Source organism: Streptomyces wedmorensis, assembly GCF_000716445.1.
Classification (GTDB): domain Bacteria; phylum Actinomycetota; class Actinomycetes; order Streptomycetales; family Streptomycetaceae; genus Streptomyces; species Streptomyces wedmorensis.
Map to the genome: position 1 here is coordinate 112406 of NZ_JNWK01000003.1, position 15952 is coordinate 128357.

Consider the following 15952-nt stretch of genomic DNA (forward strand, 5'->3'; position numbering starts at 1 on the left):
CCGGCGGCCGCGGTGAGACGACGGTCTCGGAATGTGATCATCCCGCCATCGGACGGAACGTCAACTTCCGGGATGTACCCACGGGTTGGGGCGGCACGGGATCCCGTCCACGTTCAGGGACTTCGTCTGCTGCTGCATCACGGGGGCGAGCGACCCGGCCGTACGGCAGCTCACATGACTGTGCCCGAGCCGGTGGCCGACCTCGTGGTTGATGAGCATCTGGCGATAGGCGTACATGGCCTTCGGTCCGAAGGTCTCCGATCCCTGCGCCCAGCGGAACGCGTTGATCATCACGCGTTCGGTGGAGGCGGAGTCGCAGGAGACGTTGTCGACCGTGGTGTCGAGACCGGACTTCCTGCACCACGCGCCGGTGGTGCCGGGACTGGCGAGCGTGATGACGAACTCGGGTTCCCCACTGGAAATCCGCTCGAACTTCATCTCGCCGTTGCCGGCCCAGCTCCGCTTGTCGTTGAGGGTCTTCTGCACGGCGTCGGCGAAGAGCTTCGCGTCGAGGCCGATGCCCTTCTCCACGTCGATCCGATAGCGGATCAGACGCCCCTTGCCGGGCGCCTTGTCGAAGCCCGGCACCGCGGCGAAGGAACCCGAGCCCTTCAGCTTCGGGTCGATCGGGAACTGCCGGGTCATCAGCTGCTCGTACGTCGCCGGGGTGACCGCGGGAGCCGGGACCGTCGGGACGACCCGGTCGTCGGAGCGGGAGGCGGAGGTGTCGTCCGTGGGCCGCTCGGCCGGGCCGTCGGCCGCGTGTGTGACGGGCGGGTTCGTCTCCCGCTCGGCGACCTGGCCCGCGACGACGACGGCGAGGACGGTCGCGACACCGGCCGCGGCGACGCCGGTGAGGGTTCGGCCGAGGCCGCCCCGGCCCGCCGGGCCCTCCGCGTCCGGGGCGTCGACGACGACCTCGCGGCGGGGCGTGGGGATGAACGGCGCCTGGGCGTCGGCCCGTTCGGCGGCCCGGCCCCGGTGTGCCCCGCGCCGGCCCGGGTGCGTGCCGGGCGGCGGGGCCGAGCTCTCGTCGTGCTCCGGGTGGCCGCCCCGCACCGGGGTCCGGTAGGCGGGGATGCCGTGCGCCGGCGTGCCGGGCGTCCCGTGCGCCGGGGTGTCGTAGGCCCCGCCGGTGTAGGTGCCGCTGCCGTAGGTGACGCCGCCGCCACCGCTCGTGCCGCCCGCACCCGGCCCGTACGCGCCACTGCCGTACGCGCCGCTCCCGCCTGCGCCGCCCCCGCCCGGGCCGCCTCCGCGGGGAGCGCCGGAGTACGAGCCGTAGCCGAACGTCGGGGTGCCGTGGGCCGGTGTGCCGTACGCGGGGGTGCCGTGGGCCGGCGTGCCGGCGGCTTCCTGGGTGCTGCCCGGGGCCTTGCGCCGGCGGCCCGTGCCCGGTGCCTGGGCCGGCGCCTGGGCCTGCGCCTGGGCCTGTGCCTGCACCTGCGCGGCCGCCGGAGGGGCGGGGGGTGCGGCGGGCGGCGGGCTGCCCTTGCGGCTGTGTCGTCCCACGGTCCCGGATCAGCTCCCGCCGTGGTCGGCGATCAGTTCCCGCGCGGCCTGGGCGACCGTCTCGGGATACTCCATCATCGCCACGTGCCCCGCTTCGGGAAGGGTCAGCAGGCGCGAGCCGCGGAAGGCGGCGGCCGCCCTGCGGGCCATCCGGTACGAGACGAGCCGGTCGCGGCCGCCGTAGACGAGGAGGGTCGGGGCGAGGACCCGTTCGGCCTGCCGCCACAGCCCGTGCTGCCCGCCGAGCGTGTACGCGTCGACGATGCCGCGCGAGGAGCGGGCCATGGCGTCCCAGAAGTACGGAAGCTCCAGGCGCCGCTCCATCTCCTCGACGGCGTGCAGGAAGCCCTCGTCGGTGACCCGGCCGGGGTCCCCGTAACAGAGCGCGAGGACGCCGCGGACACGCTGCTCGGGCGTCCAGTCCCGGGAGAGCTTCGCGAAGAGCGGGGCGACGCCCGGCACCGCGAGCAGCACGGTGGGCCAGGCGGTGCGCTGGGCCCGCAGCTCGGGCAGGGCCGGGGAGATCAGGCTCAGGGTCCGGACCAGGTCGGGCCGGGCCGCGGCGACGCGGGTGGCGACCGCGCCGCCCAGCGAGTTGCCGAAGAGGTGGACGGGCCCGCGGCCGCCGGCGTCCAGGAACCGGATGACCGCCCGGGCGTGTGCCGTGACCGAGTAGTTGCCGTCGTCGGGCGGCGGGGAGTCGCCGAAGCCCGGCAGGTCGACCGCCTCGCCGTCCACCTGGTCCGCGAGCAGCGGCATCAGGGCGGACCAGTTCTGCGAGGAGCCGCCGAGGCCGTGCACGTACAGCGCGGGCGGCAGGCCGGGCCGGTCGCCCGGCCGGGAGCGCACACTGAGGGTGAGGCCGGGCAGTTCGACGGAGCGGAGCTCCTCGCCGTCGGCGACCCGTACGGCGCGGGTCCGCGACGCGGGTGGTGCGGCGGCGGTCCGTTTTTCCGGCAGCTCGGTCGAGGACATGCGCGCAATATTACGAGACGATCACGCGGCTCCGTGTGTGGGCGCGGTCACAGGTGCGTGTGCGGCGGGGCGCGTGTGCTCCTACGCTCGAAGAGAGGGCCATCGGAGAGGACCGCGACCCGCATGCCGGAAGGAACCGCATGACTGTCGATCCGACCGAGCCGGACACATTCACCGAGGAAGAGGTCGTCTTGCTGGAGCAGGAAATCCCGGAGGCCGACGCCGCCGAGCAGCACACCGAAGTGCAGCAGCGCGAGGACGAACACCCCACCCATATCGAGCACGAGTCCGCGAACGAGGCCGACGCGTCCGAACAGGCGCGTGTGGTCGCCCTCGACGAAGACGACTACCGCTGATTTGTTCGGTTTAATCTTGAATCGACTGTCGACCCGGACGTCCGGTCCGTGAAATTCTGCGTTCGCACCGCGCACAGCCGGGTTACCCAAAAGTACGATGGCGGCGCGGCGCGACAGCGCGCATGGATCGATTCTTGGGAGGCCGCGTGAGCGCCATCGAGCAGACAGAGGCAGCACGCCCTCGGGGCACGCGCCTGCCGCGACGTGCCCGACGGAACCAGCTGCTCGGCGCGGCCCAGGAGGTCTTCGTCGCCCAGGGGTACCACTCCGCCGCCATGGACGACATCGCCGAGCGGGCCGGTGTCAGCAAGCCGGTGCTCTACCAGCACTTCCCCGGGAAGCTCGAGCTGTACCTGGCCCTGCTCGACCAGCACTGCGAGTCCCTGCTCCTCGCGGTGCGCACCGCCCTCGCCTCCACCACGGACAACAAGCTCCGCGTCGCGGCGACGATGGACGCGTACTTCGCCTACGTCGAGGACGAGGGCGGCGCCTTCCGTCTGGTCTTCGAGTCCGACCTGACCAACGAGCCCGCCGTGCGCGAGCGCGTGGACCGGGTGAGCCTGCAGTGCGCCGAGGCGATCTCCGACGTCATCGCCGAGGACACCGGCCTGTCCAAGGACGAGTCGATGCTGCTCGCCGTGGGTCTCGGCGGAGTCTCGCAGGTCGTCGCCCGCTACTGGCTGTCGAGCGAGTCCAAGATCCCCCGCGACAAGGCGGTCGCCCTGCTCACCTCGCTCGCCTGGCGCGGCATCGCCGGCTTCCCGCTGCACCCGGTGGACGGCCTGCTGAGCGCCGAGGGCCACTGACGCATTCCCGCGCGCTGTTCGCTCCTGGCGTGCTGCGGCTGCGCCGTGCGCGTCCCCTCACCGGGCTAATGTGTGCAGCGTACGGCGCAAACAATCGCGCAACGCTGACCGTTCGGAGGGACATAGCCGTGGAGGTCAAGATCGGCGTGCAGCACGCACCCCGGGAGATCGTTCTGGAGAGCGGGCAGTCCGCCGAGGAGGTGGAGCGCGCGGTGGCCGACGCACTGGCCGGCACGTCGCAGCTGCTCAGCCTCTCGGACGAAAAGGGTCGCAAGGTCCTCGTTCCCGCCGAGAAGATCGCGTACGTGGAGCTCGGCGAGCCCGCCGTCCGCCGCGTGGGTTTCGGCGCGCTCTGAGCCCAGGATCGAGCGAAAGGCCCGGTGGACCGTCTCGGTCCACCGGGCCTTTCGCATGTCCCGCCGTGCGTCCCGGCGCTCGTCCCGCCCTTCGGCTGGTGCCCCTCCGGGCCTCCCGCCGTACGTCGCGCCGGGCCGCTCGCGTGCCCGTATGGCCACGTCAGGGGGTACGGAAGGATTGCGTTCCGGCCCTCGGGGGTAGGAGGACCCCGACCGCACCACCCGCCCCGCAGCACCCCGCGAGGTGATCCGCCGTGTTCCTGGAAGCCCTCGGTTCCGCCCTGCTCGGTTTCGCCCTGGCCTGGGTCGCCGTGCAGCGGCTCACCGACCGCCTCCCCGCCCGGGGGAGGGTCCTCGCCACCGGCACGCTCGGCGGGGTGTTCGGCGCGCTCGTCACCCACGGGGCCCTGGGCCCCGGCCACTTCCTCGCCACGCTGATCGGCGCGGTGGCCGTGGCGGCGGTACTGCTCTCGCTGCTCGTCCGGCCGGCCACGCGCCGGCTGCGCCGATCAGCGGCTGCGTGAGGAGCGCGGCCGACCCGCCGACACCCGGCCTCGGGCGCCCGGCCCGCCCGCGGACGGACGTCCGGAGCGGGGGCCTCGGGCGCCCGGTTCCTCGGCGCCCGAGAGCGGCGCGTACCGCCCGGCGTGGTTACGCGGCGAGGCCGAGGGCGGCCATGCGCTTGGTGTGGGCCTCGGTGATGCGGGAGAACATGCGGCCGACCTCCGCGAGGTCGAAGCCGTCCGCCACGCCGCCGACCAGCATCGTCGAGAGCGCGTCGCGCTCCGCGACCACGCGCTGCGCCTGCGAGAGCGCCTCGCCCATGAGCCGGCGCGCCCAGAGCGCGAGGCGGCCGCCGACGCGGGGGTCGGCGTCGATGGCGGCGCGGACCTTCTCCACGGCGAAGTTGCCGTGGCCGGTGTCGTCGAGCACGGAGAGGACGAGCCCGCGCGTGTCGGAGTCGAGCCGGGCCGCGACCTCCCGGTAGAAGTCGCTGGCGATGGAGTCGCCCACGTAAGCCTTGACCAGGCCCTCCAGCCAGTCCGACGGCGCCGTCAGGCGGTGGAAGTCGTCGAGCGCCTTGGCGAAGGGCTCCATGGCGGTGGCCGGGTCGGCGTCGACGGCCGCGAGGCGGTCCCGGAGCTGCTCGAAGTGGTGGAACTCGGCCGAGGCCATCTTCGCCAGCTCCGCCTTGTCCGTGAGGGTGGGCGCCAGCTTGGCGTCCTCGGCGAGCCGCTCGAAGGCCGCCAGCTCTCCGTAGGCGAGGGCGCCGAGGAGGTCGATCACGGCGGCGCGGTACTGCGGCTCGGCGGAAGCGGTGGCCCAGTCCTCGGCGGCGATCCCGGTGGGTGTGGCGTTGTCAGGCGTCTCCATGGAGCGCACAATAGCCCGCTCGCGGTCCCCGGGAAGGCCCTGGTCAGTCAGTGTGACCGTGCCCTCATCACGTTTTCTCCCAACACACATGCGCGAATCCGGGGTACAGTGATAAAGCGCCTGCTGAGTATGCGGACCTGCTTTCGCACGTTCGGACGTACCCCGTGGGCCGACTCATGAATGAGGATGCCCGGTCGGTGGCCCGATCGGCTCCGGCCCGACAGCCCTTCCGGCGGACCCGCGGAAGGGTCACCCTCAGCGGTACGACGCTCGAGCGACGGCAGTGGTCCCGTGCCACCCGGCAGCGATCTCAACGATCCGGCCGGAAGGATTCCGGCACGGTACGACCCCCTTCGTTCGCCTCACGCCGCGTCTCACAGAAGAGGCAGCACCCTGACTACGACTTTCCGAGAGCTCGGAATCCTCCCTGAGACGGCCGAGGCCCTTGAGGCCGTCGGCATCGTCAACCCCTTCCCCATCCAGGAGATGACCCTTCCGGTCGCCCTCACCGGCACCGACGTCATCGGCCAGGCCAAGACCGGCACGGGCAAGACCCTCGGTTTCGGTCTGCCGATCCTGGAGCGCGTCACCGTCCCCATGGACGTCGAGGTCGGCCGGGCGAAGCCCGAGCAGCTGACCGACGCCCCGCAGGCGCTCGTCGTCGTCCCGACCCGCGAGCTGTGCCAGCAGGTCACCAACGACCTCCTCACCGCCGGCAAGGTGCGCAACGTCCGCGTGCTCGCCATCTACGGCGGCCGGGCGTACGAGCCCCAGGTCGAGGCGCTGAACAAGGGCGTCGACGTCGTCGTCGGCACCCCCGGCCGTCTGCTCGACCTGGCCGGCCAGCGCAAGCTCGACCTGTCGCACGTGAAGGTCCTCGTCCTCGACGAGGCCGACGAGATGCTCGACCTGGGCTTCCTGCCCGACGTCGAGAAGATCATGAACATGCTTCCGGCGAAGCGCCAGACGATGCTGTTCTCGGCCACCATGCCGGGCGCGGTCATCGGTCTGGCCCGCCGCTACATGTCGCAGCCGACGCACATCCGCGCCACCTCGCCCGACGGCGAGGGCGTCACCGTCGCCAACATCAAGCAGCACGTCTACCGCGCGCACTCGATGGACAAGCCGGAGATGGTCTCCCGCATCCTGCAGGCCAACGGCCGCGGACTCGCGATGATCTTCTGCCGCACCAAGCGCACGGCGGCCGACATCGCCGAGCAGCTGGAGCGGCGCGGCTTCGCCTCCGGCGCCGTCCACGGCGACCTCGGCCAGGGCGCCCGCGAGCAGGCGCTGCGCGCCTTCCGCAACGGCAAGGTCGACGTGCTCGTCTGCACCGACGTCGCCGCCCGCGGCATCGACGTCGAGGGCGTCACCCACGTCATCAACTACCAGTCGCCGGAGGACGAGAAGACGTTCCTCCACCGCGTCGGCCGCACCGGCCGCGCCGGTGCCAAGGGCACCGCCGTGACGCTGGTCGACTGGGACGACATCCCGCGCTGGCAGCTCATCAACAAGGCGCTCGGCCTGGACTTCCACGAGCCGGTCGAGACGTACTCCAGCTCCCCGCACCTCTTCGAGGAGCTGGACATCCCGGCGGGCACCAAGGGCATCCTGCCCCGCGCCGAGCGGACCCGCGCGGGTCTGGGCGCGGAGGAGCTCGAGGACCTGGGCGAGCCCGGCGGACGCCGTGGGCGCGGCCCCAAGGCCGCCGAGCGGACCGAGGAGCGCCCGGAGCGCACGCGGACCCCGCGTCAGCGCCGGCGCACCCGCGGCGGCGCCGAGGGCGAGGCCCCGGTGTCGGCGGCCCCGGCCGTCGAGACCGACGCTCCCGCGGCCCCCGCGGCGGAGGAGACCCGGACCGAGTCCGGCCCCCGCACCCCGCGCCGTCGCCGTCGCACCCGCGTCGGCGCCCCGGGCTCCGCGCCGGTGACCCACGCCGCTCCGGCGGCTCCGGCCGCCGAGGCCGCTCCGGTCAAGGCCGCGTCGACCCGGGTCGCCGAGGCCGCTCCGGTGAAGGCCGTGTCGGCGCCGGTCGCCCAGGCCGCTCCCGTCGAGGCCCCGTCGGCCCCCGCCGCCGCTCCGGCGGAGGAGCCGAAGGCCCCCCGTCGCCGTAGCCGTACTCCCCGCCAGGAGCCCGTGACGGCCGCGCCGGCCGCCCAGGCCCCGGTGGCCCAGGAGCCGGCTCCGGCCCCGCGCCGCCGCCGTCCGCGGGTGATCCGCCCGGTCGAGGACACCGGTTCCTTCCAGACCGTCGAGACCGCCGCGGCCGCCCTGCGCGCCGCCGCTCCCGCCGTCGTCGAGGCGCCCGTCGTCGAGAAGCCTGCCGTGGAGGAGCCGCGGAAGGCTCCGCGCCGCCGCGCGACGCGGAAAGCCACCGGGTCCCCGGTGACCGAGCAGGTCGTCCAGCAGGCCGCCGCCCCGGCCGTCGAGGCCCCGGCGGCCGCGACCTCCGAGGTCACGGCCGAGGTCCCGGCTCCGCGCCGCCGCCGCGCGGTCCGCGCCGCGACCAACGCGCCGGTGGCCGAGGCCCCCGTGGCCGAGGCCCCCGTCGCGGAGCCCGTCGCCGCGCCGGTCGTCGAGGAGGCCCCCAAGGCTCCCCGCGCCCGCCGCACCGCCCGCCGGCCCGCCGGCCCCCCGGTGACCACCGAGGCGCCCGCCGCCGAGGTCCCCGCCGCCGAGCCGGTCGCCGAGCCCGTCGTCGAGGAGGCCCCCAAGGCTCCGCGCGGTCGTCGCACCGCCCGCCGGCCCGCCGGCTCCCCGGTGACCACCGAGGCGCCCGCGGTCGAGGCTCCGGTCGCCGTCGAGGTGCCCGCTGTCGAGGCGCCGGTCGTCGAGGAAGCCCCCAAGGCCCCTCGCGCCCGCCGCACCGCCCGCAAGGCCACCGGCTCCCCGGCCACCACCGAGGCACCGGCCGCCGAGCCCGTCGCCGCGACGGTCGTCGAAGAGGCCCCCAAGGCCCCTCGCGCCCGCCGCACCGCCCGCAAGGCCACCGGCTCCCCGGCCACCACCGAGGCGCCCGCCGCCAAGGAACCGGCCGCCGAGCCCGTCGCGGAGGAGGCCCCCAAGGCCGCCCCGCGTCGCCGTACGGCCAAGAAGGCGGCCGTCGCGGAGGCCGTCGCCGAGGCGCCGGTGACCGAGGAAGCCCCGAAGGCTCCCCGTCGCCGCGTGACGAAGAAGGCGGTCGTCGCCGAGGCTCCCGACGCCTCCGAGCCGAAGACGCCGACCCGTCGTCGTACGACGAAGAAGGCCGCGGCGGCCGAGGCACTCGCGGCCGAGGAGGCCCCCAAGGCTCCTCGCCGTCGCACCACCAAGAAGGCGGCGGCCCAGCCCGAGGGCTGATCCCGCCCCACCCCGCTCCACCCGTGCGGCCCGGCCCCCCGAAGGGGCCGGGCCGCACGGCCTTTCCGGGCTCCGTCACCGCACACGGGCCTCACCGGCGTACGACGCGGCCGGACCGGCACCCGCACGATCGCCCCGGAAACCGTGCGGTCGCCCCGAGGGACCGGCCCCATGGACCCGGCCGACCGGGCGGGCGGTCCAGGCCCGCGCCGGCCCGGTCGGCCCCCCGACGCCCGCGCCGTTACAGTCCAGATATGAGCAAGCCGCTTTCACTCGTCCTGCCGCCCCGTACCCGCGCACGGCGGTTGGTGACCGCGCGGGGCGAGTTCGCCGTGCTGGACGCGGCGCCCGTGGGCGAGCGCCGGGGGACGGTGCTGCTGCTGCCGGGGTACACGGGCAGCAAGGAGGACTTCCTGGCGCTGCTCGAGCCGCTGGGCGAGGCCGGGTACCGGGCCGTGGCCGTGGACGGGCGGGGGCAGCACGAGACGCCGGGGCCGCGGGGCCGGAGGGCGTACCGGCGCAGGGCGCTCGCGCTGGACGCGGTGGCACAGGCGGCGGCGCTCGGCGACGGGCCCGTCCATCTGGTCGGCCACTCCTTCGGAGGGCTCGTGGCACGGGCCGCGGCGGCGCTGGCCCCTGACGCGTTCCGCTCCCTGACGCTGCTGTCCTCGGGTCCGGGCCCGGTCGCCAGGCCGCAGCGGATCCGGGTGCGGGTGCTGCGCGGCGCGCTGGCGCTGCTCCCGAAGGAGCGCGTGTGGCAGGCGATGTGCCGGTTGGACAGCCGTGGCGAGGAGCCGGGCGTGGCGGACGCGCCGGAGGTCACGGAGTTCCTGCGGCGCCGCTGGACGGGCACCCGGATCGCCCAACTCGCGGGAGCGGGGCGGCTTCTGGTGAACCGTCAGGACGGCACGGAGGAACTGGCCGGACTCCGGATGCCGCTGCACATCGCGTACGGGGCGGACGAGGGCGTCTGGTCCCCGGCGGACCTGTCGGCGACGGCGGCCCGCACCGGCGCGCACCACACGGTGGTGGCGGGCGCCGGCCACTCCCCCAACGTGTCGCACCCGCGGGAGCTGACCGACCGCCTCGCCGCCTTCTGGGAGCGGGCGGACGCTCCCGCCGGCGACGGCGCCGCCGCCGAGGTCAGTACTGCGCCTTGAGGTGCTGCCAGAAGCCGTCCCGCAGGGCGCGCCGGAGCGAGGCGTGTCCGCGCAGGGAGCGGCTGAGCAGGCGTTCCGCCTCGACGAGCAGGTCCTGGTCGACGGGTCCCGGCAGGTAGGGCGCGCTGGGCAGGAGTTCGGCGAGCCGGTCGCGGCCGCGCTCGGCGAGCCAGGTCGCGGCGATCTGGGCGCCGACGAACCGGACCTCCTCGCGGGAGGGCGGCGGCTCGCCCTCGTTCTCGTACGTGGTGACGGGGCGGCGGGTGACGTACGGGCGGCAGAAGTCCAGCTCGAAGGTGCGCTGGCTGTCGACCTCCCAGAGGAGGGCCTCGGCCTGGTTGCGCCCCTCGGCGGCCTCGATGCCCCAGAGGTGGACGCGGGCGCCGTAGCCCTGGGCGGCCTCGACGGCCGAGACGAGGTCCTCGTCGCCGCCGACCAGGGCGGCGTCGCTGATGGCGCGGTGGCGGGCGAGGGACTCCAGGTCCGTGCGGATGAGGGAGTCGACGCCCTTCTGCTGGTTGTTGGCGTTGAGGTTGCCGAGCCGGACCTTGACGTCGGGGAGTTCGGCGATGGCCTGCTGCTCGGGCGTGTGGATGCGGCGTCTGGCCCCGTCGTACCAGTAGACGCGGAGCAGCCGGCTGTCCGCGAAGATCGTGCGGGCCTTGTCGATGAAGGCCTCGATGAGGCCCTCCGCGTCGAGGTCGAAGGAGCGTCGGTCCTCGGTGCCCGCCACAAGCAACCCGGCCGCAGCATGGACGTAACCCGCGTCGACGAAGATGGCGTGTGTGGAGGGGGTCTTGGCCACCTCGGCCAGCATCCGCTGAAGCAGCTCGTTGGTGCGCTCCAGGCGTGCGTCGAGGTCGCGCATGCGGGCGTCGGTCTCGGTGACCTGAGTGGTCTGTGCGTCGTTCATACGGGGCTCATTGTCCGCCGGTCGGGGCGTCGCCGCCACACCCCCTACCCATCAGTAGTTAGCAATCCGAAAATTTTCCTTAGCGTAAGGAATGTTTGCAGAGCGCACCACGTTGGACCCCTGTGTAACGCAGTTCTCCATCAGGAGGATCAACTCAGACGAAGGGAGAAGCCCATGCGCTTCGAAATCCTGCGACTCGACGACATCGACGGCACGCCCGTCGACCGGACCGTCGTGGACGCCTCCTCCGTCAACCGGATCGTGCAGCAGGCCGCCGCGATCGGCCAGCGCATCTGGATCCGCCCCGCCGAGACCTCGGCCTCGTAACAGGTCGGGTCCACCCCACGCACCGCGCCCCCGCATGGACTCCGCGACAGCGGAATCCGTACGGGGGCGCAGTGGCGTCCGGGGGCAGTGCCCCGTGGGACTCAGGCGTTCTGGATCACCTGGGTGACGCCGTTGATGATCTGCTGCACCGCGATGGCGGACAGCATCATGCCCGCGAGCCGCGTCACCAGGACGACGCCGCCGTCCTTGATGACCCGGATGATCACCAGCGAGTAGCGCATGGTCAGCCACAGCACGACGTGCATGGCGGCGATCGCGGTCCAGACGGAGACCTGGGAGGCCACGCTGTCGGCGTGCTGCACGGCCAGGATGACCGAGACGATGGCACCGGGGCCGGCGAGCAGCGGCATGCCGAGCGGCACCAGGGCGACGTTCACGTCCTTGGTCTGCTTCGGCTCGTCGGTCTTGCCGGTGAGCAGGTCGAGCGCGATGAGCAGCAGCAGGAGACCGCCCGCGATCATCAGCGCGGGGACGGAGACGTGCAGGTAGTCCAGGATCTGCTGCCCCAGCAGGCCGAAGACGGTGATGACGCCGAACGCGACGGCGACGGCCTGCCAGGCCATCCGGCGCTGCACCTTGACCGGACGGCCGGAGGTGAGGGCGAGGAAGATCGGGGTGATCCCGGGGGGATCCATGATCACGAAGAGGGTCAGGAACAGCGAGCCGAAGACGGCGACGTCGAACACGGTGGGGTGCCTTGCGGGAGAGGTCGAACAGTGGGGTGTCCCCGCCTGGCGGAACGTGGGATTCCGGAAGCAGGGCAGGAGAAGCGCCACCGGAGCACGGCACAGAGCCGTACGGCGGCGCGAAACGGAGTCGGGGCGCGCGCACCCGCCCGGGAGGCGGCGGGCGCGACGGCCGGCCGCCGTCACGAGGGAGCGGCGGAAGGGGGGCCGGGAACGGCCCCGGGGGCGTACGGCCCTCTTAGCGGGATCCGCCCGCGCCGGGGACCGGGAAGGCTCCCGCGGCACGGCGGGTGATCTCGCCGTAGATCTCGGGGTCGGTGGTGTACTCGCCGAGGCGACAGGTCTTGCGACTGCCGTGGTAGTCGCTGGAGCCCGTGGTCAGCAGCCCGAGCTCCTTCGCGAGCCCGCGCAGCCGCGCGCGCGTCGCCTCGTCGTGGTCCATGTGGTCGACCTCGATGCCGTCGAGTCCGGCCTCGGCGAGCCGGGCTATCGAGGCCTCGGGCAGCACCTGGCCGCGCTTGACGGCGAGCGGGTGGGCGAAGACGGTGACACCGCCGGCCGCCTTCACCAGGCGGATCGCGTCGACCGGGTCGAGCTCGTGCTTCCCGACGTACGCCCGGCCGCCGTCGGCGAGCCACTCGGGCGTGAACGCCCCCGACACGTCCGGTACGACTCCGAGCTCGACCAGCGCCTCGGCGACGTGCGGGCGGCCCACGGAGCCGTCGCCGGCGATCCGGGCCACCTGCTCCCAGGTGACGGGGACGCCGAGCTCCTGGAGCTTCCCGACCATGGCGCGGGCGCGCGGCACCCGGTCGTCCCGGACCAGCTCGCGCTCGGCGAGGAGCGCCGGCTCCGTCGGGTCGAAGAGGTACGCCAGCATGTGCAGGCTGATGCCGTCGATCCGGCACGACAGTTCGGCGCCGGTGACCAGGGTCAGCCCCTCGGGCAGTGCCTCGATCGCCTCGGCGTGGCCCCGGGTGGTGTCGTGGTCCGTCAGCGCGACGACGTCGAGCCCGGCCGCGGCCGCGTTCCGTACGAGCTCCGCCGGCGAGTCCGTGCCGTCGGAAGCCGTGGAGTGGGTGTGCAGATCGATGCGCACGACGCGGTACTCCGGGGGCTCGGCACGGACGAGGGACGCTCCAGCATAACGGGCGAATCGAACACAGCCGTACGGATCGTCAGACGGTCCCCGCCGGACAGGGCCTGGGAACCGCTCAGCCCAGCAGCCTCGGCGTGAGCGCTCCGCAGGGGAGGAGTTCGACTTCGGCGCCGGCGTCGCGGAGGTCCGTCAGGACGAGCTCGTCGTACATGAGGAGCCCGGACTGCTCGGGCCAGACGATCGCCCACAGCCACATGCCGCACGCCTCGCCCGCGAAGACCGCGCGGTCCTGAGGGGGGCCGTTGACGTGCCAGAGCGGGGTGGGGCGGCCGGCCGCGAGCACCTTGGTCTGGGGCGGCTTGTCGATGGACATGCCGGGGCCGGGGTCCGGGCCGTCGATGCCGGCGTACCGCGCGCCGAGGCCGACGCCCAGCTCCTCGGCGACCAGGACCAGCTCGCCGATCCCGCCGAGCGGTCCGGGACCCGAGCACGCGACGGCCGTCGCCCGACCGCCGCTGCGGTCGTCTCCCGCGTACGCGACCCCGGTGAAGAGCCAGCCGACGGGCAGGGGCCACGGCATCCACACCGGCACCTGGGACCGGTTCACCACGACACCGAGCGCCTCGACGCTGGGGGGGATCACGGGCTGGAGCGGGTACACCGAGCCGTGTACGTCACACTGCCAGGAGTCGGCGAAGAGACCGGGCGCCCTGACCCGGCCACCGCACTTCGGACAACTGGGTTCGCCCCTCATAGGGCTCAACGGTCCTAGCTCTTCAGCCCCACGTCAAGGACGTCCACAGACGATCACCCGTCCGCCGGAGCCGTTCACCCTCGGTGGGCGCGCCCCCGGTTCGGACGGGTTCGGGCGGGCGGAGGACGCGCCCGGCGGGCCTCAGTCCAGGTTCACGGACCCGCGGAGCGGATCGCGCAGGTCCGTCCCCTTGGCCAGCCAGCGCTCCTCCAGCGCCTGCGCCCCGTGGACCCGCTTCCAGGCGGCCTCGTTGGGGGTCATCGGCAGCAACGGCAGGAAGCGGACCGGGTCCATCGGCTCGTCGAGCTCCAGGTCCTCGACGAGCCCGCCGGACTCGGCGACGAGGACGGAGCTGAAGGAGGCGCCCGGCCAGAGGGGGTCACCGACGTCGAGCGACGCGCCGGGGGCCACGATGACGCCCTCGACCTGGGGCGTGGCGGCGAGCACGGCGAGCGGGCGCAGCACCTTGTCGGTGTCGGCGAGCCCGGCCCGCACGGTGAGGACGAGTTCCGCGCGCGGGCCCTTCACCGGGTCGGCGAGCGCGGCGGTCGGGTCGGCCATCGGCTGCGCGGACATGCCGAGGGTCGCGTACCGCACGAGATCTCCGTCGATGAACCGGAGCACCTCGATCCGGTCCGTACCGAGGAACGTCACCGCGGCGCGCGCGTCCGGTTCTCCGAGTGCCGTCCGCAGCCGGGCCTCGACCAGTGCAAGAACTTCTCCCATGTGGGGAGCATAGATCGCGTATGGAACGGGCAAAGGAAGGGATTGACCCTCTGTCGGCTGATAGTGTTGGCCACTGGTCGGGATTCCCGACTGCTCGTCACACGTCATCCCCGACAGGGGACCGGCCGGAGGAGGTGGGACTGCGATGGACCGAAGTCGATCGGGCAGTACCAGCAGCTCTTCCGCCGCCTCGCACCCCAGCTCGGTGCGCTCCTTCCGGTGACGTCCGGGTCCGGCACGGACCCGCCTCTCCGGCATCTCGCACGACGGAAGAGCACTTCGCCTTTCCCTGTCTGTAGCGACCGCCGTTACCGCGACCCTTCGGTGCCGCCCGCTTTGTGGACGACGTACCTCTCCGTCCCCATTCCGGGCTGTGCCACGCTCCGCGCCGACGGCCGATCCGTGAAGGAGCACGCCCATGTCGATGATCCGTGACCTGACCGCCGCCGTCCGCCCGAGCCTGCGGCACACCCTGCGCAAGACCCCCACCACGTACACCGCGTACGACCCCACCCGCGACCACTCGGCCTCCAGCGCCGTCGTCGACTGCGCCGTCTACCGCGACGGCCGCCGGATCGACGACCGCGAGTGCCTCACGCCGCGCGGCGCGATGCGCCAGGTACGGGAGAGCGGCGGCTTCGCCTGGATCGGCCTCCACGAGCCGACCGAGGCCGAATTCGCCGGTATCGCCGCCGAGTTCGGGCTGCACCCGCTCGCCGTCGAGGACGCCGTCCACGCCCACCAGCGACCCAAGCTGGAGCGGTACGACGACACCCTGTTCACGGTCTTCAAGACCATCCACTACGTCGAGCACGCCGAACTCACCGCGACCAGCGAGGTCGTGGAGACCGGCGAGGTCATGTGCTTCACCGGCCCCGACTTCGTCATCACCGTCCGGCACGGCGGCCAGGGCTCCCTCCGCAACCTCCGCCACCGCCTCCAGGGCGAGCCGGAGCTGCTCGCCAAGGGCCCCTCGGCCGTGCTGCACGCCATCGCCGACCACGTCGTCGACGGCTACATCGCGGTCGCCGACGCCGTCGAGCTGGACATCGACCAGCTGGAGATCGACGTCTTCTCGCCGGCCGCGAAGGGCTCCACGCGCGGCAAGGACACCGGCCGGATCTACCAGCTCAAGCGCGAGGTACTGGAGTTCAAGCGGGCCGTCACCCCGCTCCTGCGCCCGATGCAGCTGCTCAGCGAGCGGCCGATGCGCCTGGTCGACCCCGACATCCAGAAGTACTTCCGGGACGTCGCCGACCACCTCGCCCGCGTCCAGGAGCAGGTCGTCGGCTTCGACGAGCTCCTCAACTCGATCCTCCAGGCCAACCTGGCGCAGGCGACCGTCGCGCAGAACGAGGACATGCGCAAGATCACCTCGTGGGCGGCGATCGTCGCCGTCCCCACGGCGGTCTGCGGCGTCTACGGCATGAACTTCGACCACATGCCGGAGCTGCACTGGAAGTACGGCTACCCGATGGTCCTCACCGGCATCATCGCGGTCTGCTTCACCATCCACCGCACCCTCAAGCGCAACGGCTGGCTGTAGAT

Annotated in this window: 16 protein-coding genes; 8 read left to right on the top strand and 8 right to left on the bottom strand. The window is 73.3% G+C overall.

Going from position 1 to position 15952, the window contains the following annotated elements:
- Positions 1-60: 60 nt before the first annotated feature.
- Both OO54_RS02890 and OO54_RS02895 read right to left on the bottom strand, forming a co-directional pair.
- Positions 61-1512 (bottom strand): DUF3152 domain-containing protein, encoded by a 1452-nt coding sequence (locus tag OO54_RS02890; protein ID WP_033201281.1) that lies wholly within the window; start codon positions 1510-1512, stop codon positions 61-63.
- A gap of 9 nt (positions 1513-1521) precedes the next feature.
- A complete protein-coding gene (locus OO54_RS02895) occupies positions 1522-2487 on the bottom strand; it encodes an alpha/beta fold hydrolase (protein ID WP_033201282.1) in 966 nt (321 codons plus the stop codon).
- A gap of 140 nt (positions 2488-2627) precedes the next feature.
- Between OO54_RS02895 and OO54_RS02900 the strand changes: the two genes are divergently transcribed.
- The 4 genes from OO54_RS02900 (at position 2628) to OO54_RS02915 (ending at position 4529) form a co-directional block, all read left to right on the top strand.
- Positions 2628-2843, top strand: coding sequence for a hypothetical protein (locus tag OO54_RS02900; protein ID WP_033201283.1), 216 nt, complete (start codon positions 2628-2630; stop codon positions 2841-2843).
- A gap of 146 nt (positions 2844-2989) precedes the next feature.
- Positions 2990-3649 (top strand): TetR/AcrR family transcriptional regulator, encoded by a 660-nt coding sequence (locus tag OO54_RS02905; RefSeq protein WP_017239958.1) that lies wholly within the window; start codon positions 2990-2992, stop codon positions 3647-3649.
- Between the two features lie 128 nt (positions 3650-3777).
- The gene (locus OO54_RS02910; protein ID WP_033201284.1) at positions 3778-4005 is read left to right on the top strand and encodes a DUF3107 domain-containing protein; all 228 of its coding nucleotides are present in this window, start codon (positions 3778-3780) and stop codon (positions 4003-4005) included.
- Positions 4006-4259: 254 nt separating this feature from the next.
- Positions 4260-4529: a hypothetical protein gene (locus OO54_RS02915; protein ID WP_017239956.1), complete on the top strand. Its 270-nt coding sequence runs from the start codon at positions 4260-4262 to the stop codon at positions 4527-4529.
- A 127-nt stretch (positions 4530-4656) separates the two neighbouring features.
- On the opposite strand, the gene OO54_RS02920 is transcribed toward OO54_RS02915, so the two are convergent.
- On the bottom strand, positions 4657-5379 hold the full coding sequence (locus OO54_RS02920; protein ID WP_033201285.1) for a ferritin-like fold-containing protein: 723 nt from the start codon (positions 5377-5379) through the stop codon (positions 4657-4659).
- A gap of 486 nt (positions 5380-5865) precedes the next feature.
- Here OO54_RS02920 and OO54_RS02925 point away from each other — a divergent pair, with 486 nt between their 5' ends.
- Together OO54_RS02925 and OO54_RS02930 are read left to right on the top strand one after the other, a co-directional pair.
- Positions 5866-8718, top strand: coding sequence for a DEAD/DEAH box helicase (locus OO54_RS02925; protein ID WP_033201286.1), 2853 nt, complete (start codon positions 5866-5868; stop codon positions 8716-8718).
- A gap of 254 nt (positions 8719-8972) precedes the next feature.
- Positions 8973-9878, top strand: coding sequence for an alpha/beta fold hydrolase (locus OO54_RS02930; protein WP_051034158.1), 906 nt, complete (start codon positions 8973-8975; stop codon positions 9876-9878).
- Here OO54_RS02930 and OO54_RS02935 read toward each other — a convergent pair.
- Positions 9862-10791 carry an NYN domain-containing protein gene (locus OO54_RS02935; RefSeq protein WP_078905019.1) on the bottom strand — a complete coding sequence of 310 codons (930 nt, stop codon included), beginning with the start codon at positions 10789-10791 and terminating at the stop codon, positions 9862-9864. The two genes, OO54_RS02930 and OO54_RS02935, sit on opposite strands and share 17 nt — an antisense overlap.
- 174 nt (positions 10792-10965) lie before the next feature.
- Here OO54_RS02935 and OO54_RS44855 point away from each other — a divergent pair, with 174 nt between their 5' ends.
- Positions 10966-11118: a hypothetical protein gene (locus OO54_RS44855; protein WP_017239951.1), complete on the top strand. Its 153-nt coding sequence runs from the start codon at positions 10966-10968 to the stop codon at positions 11116-11118.
- A 101-nt stretch (positions 11119-11219) separates the two neighbouring features.
- Here the strand turns inward: OO54_RS44855 and OO54_RS02940 are convergent, their stop codons facing one another.
- From OO54_RS02940 to OO54_RS02955, 4 genes are all read right to left on the bottom strand, one after another.
- Positions 11220-11825 carry a MarC family protein gene (locus tag OO54_RS02940; RefSeq protein ID WP_033201287.1) on the bottom strand — a complete coding sequence of 202 codons (606 nt, stop codon included), beginning with the start codon at positions 11823-11825 and terminating at the stop codon, positions 11220-11222.
- 238 nt (positions 11826-12063) lie between these two features.
- On the bottom strand, positions 12064-12924 hold the full coding sequence (locus OO54_RS02945) for a PHP domain-containing protein (RefSeq protein ID WP_017239949.1): 861 nt from the start codon (positions 12922-12924) through the stop codon (positions 12064-12066).
- Positions 12925-13039: 115 nt separating this feature from the next.
- Entirely contained in the window at positions 13040-13678 is a 639-nt protein-coding gene (locus tag OO54_RS02950) for a DUF6758 family protein (protein WP_033201288.1), read from the bottom strand.
- 141 nt (positions 13679-13819) lie between these two features.
- Positions 13820-14404, bottom strand: coding sequence for a suppressor of fused domain protein (locus OO54_RS02955; RefSeq protein WP_033201289.1), 585 nt, complete (start codon positions 14402-14404; stop codon positions 13820-13822).
- A gap of 418 nt (positions 14405-14822) precedes the next feature.
- Here OO54_RS02955 and OO54_RS02960 point away from each other — a divergent pair, with 418 nt between their 5' ends.
- Positions 14823-15950: a magnesium and cobalt transport protein CorA gene (locus OO54_RS02960; RefSeq protein WP_033201290.1), complete on the top strand. Its 1128-nt coding sequence runs from the start codon at positions 14823-14825 to the stop codon at positions 15948-15950.
- Positions 15951-15952: the final 2 nt, after the last annotated feature.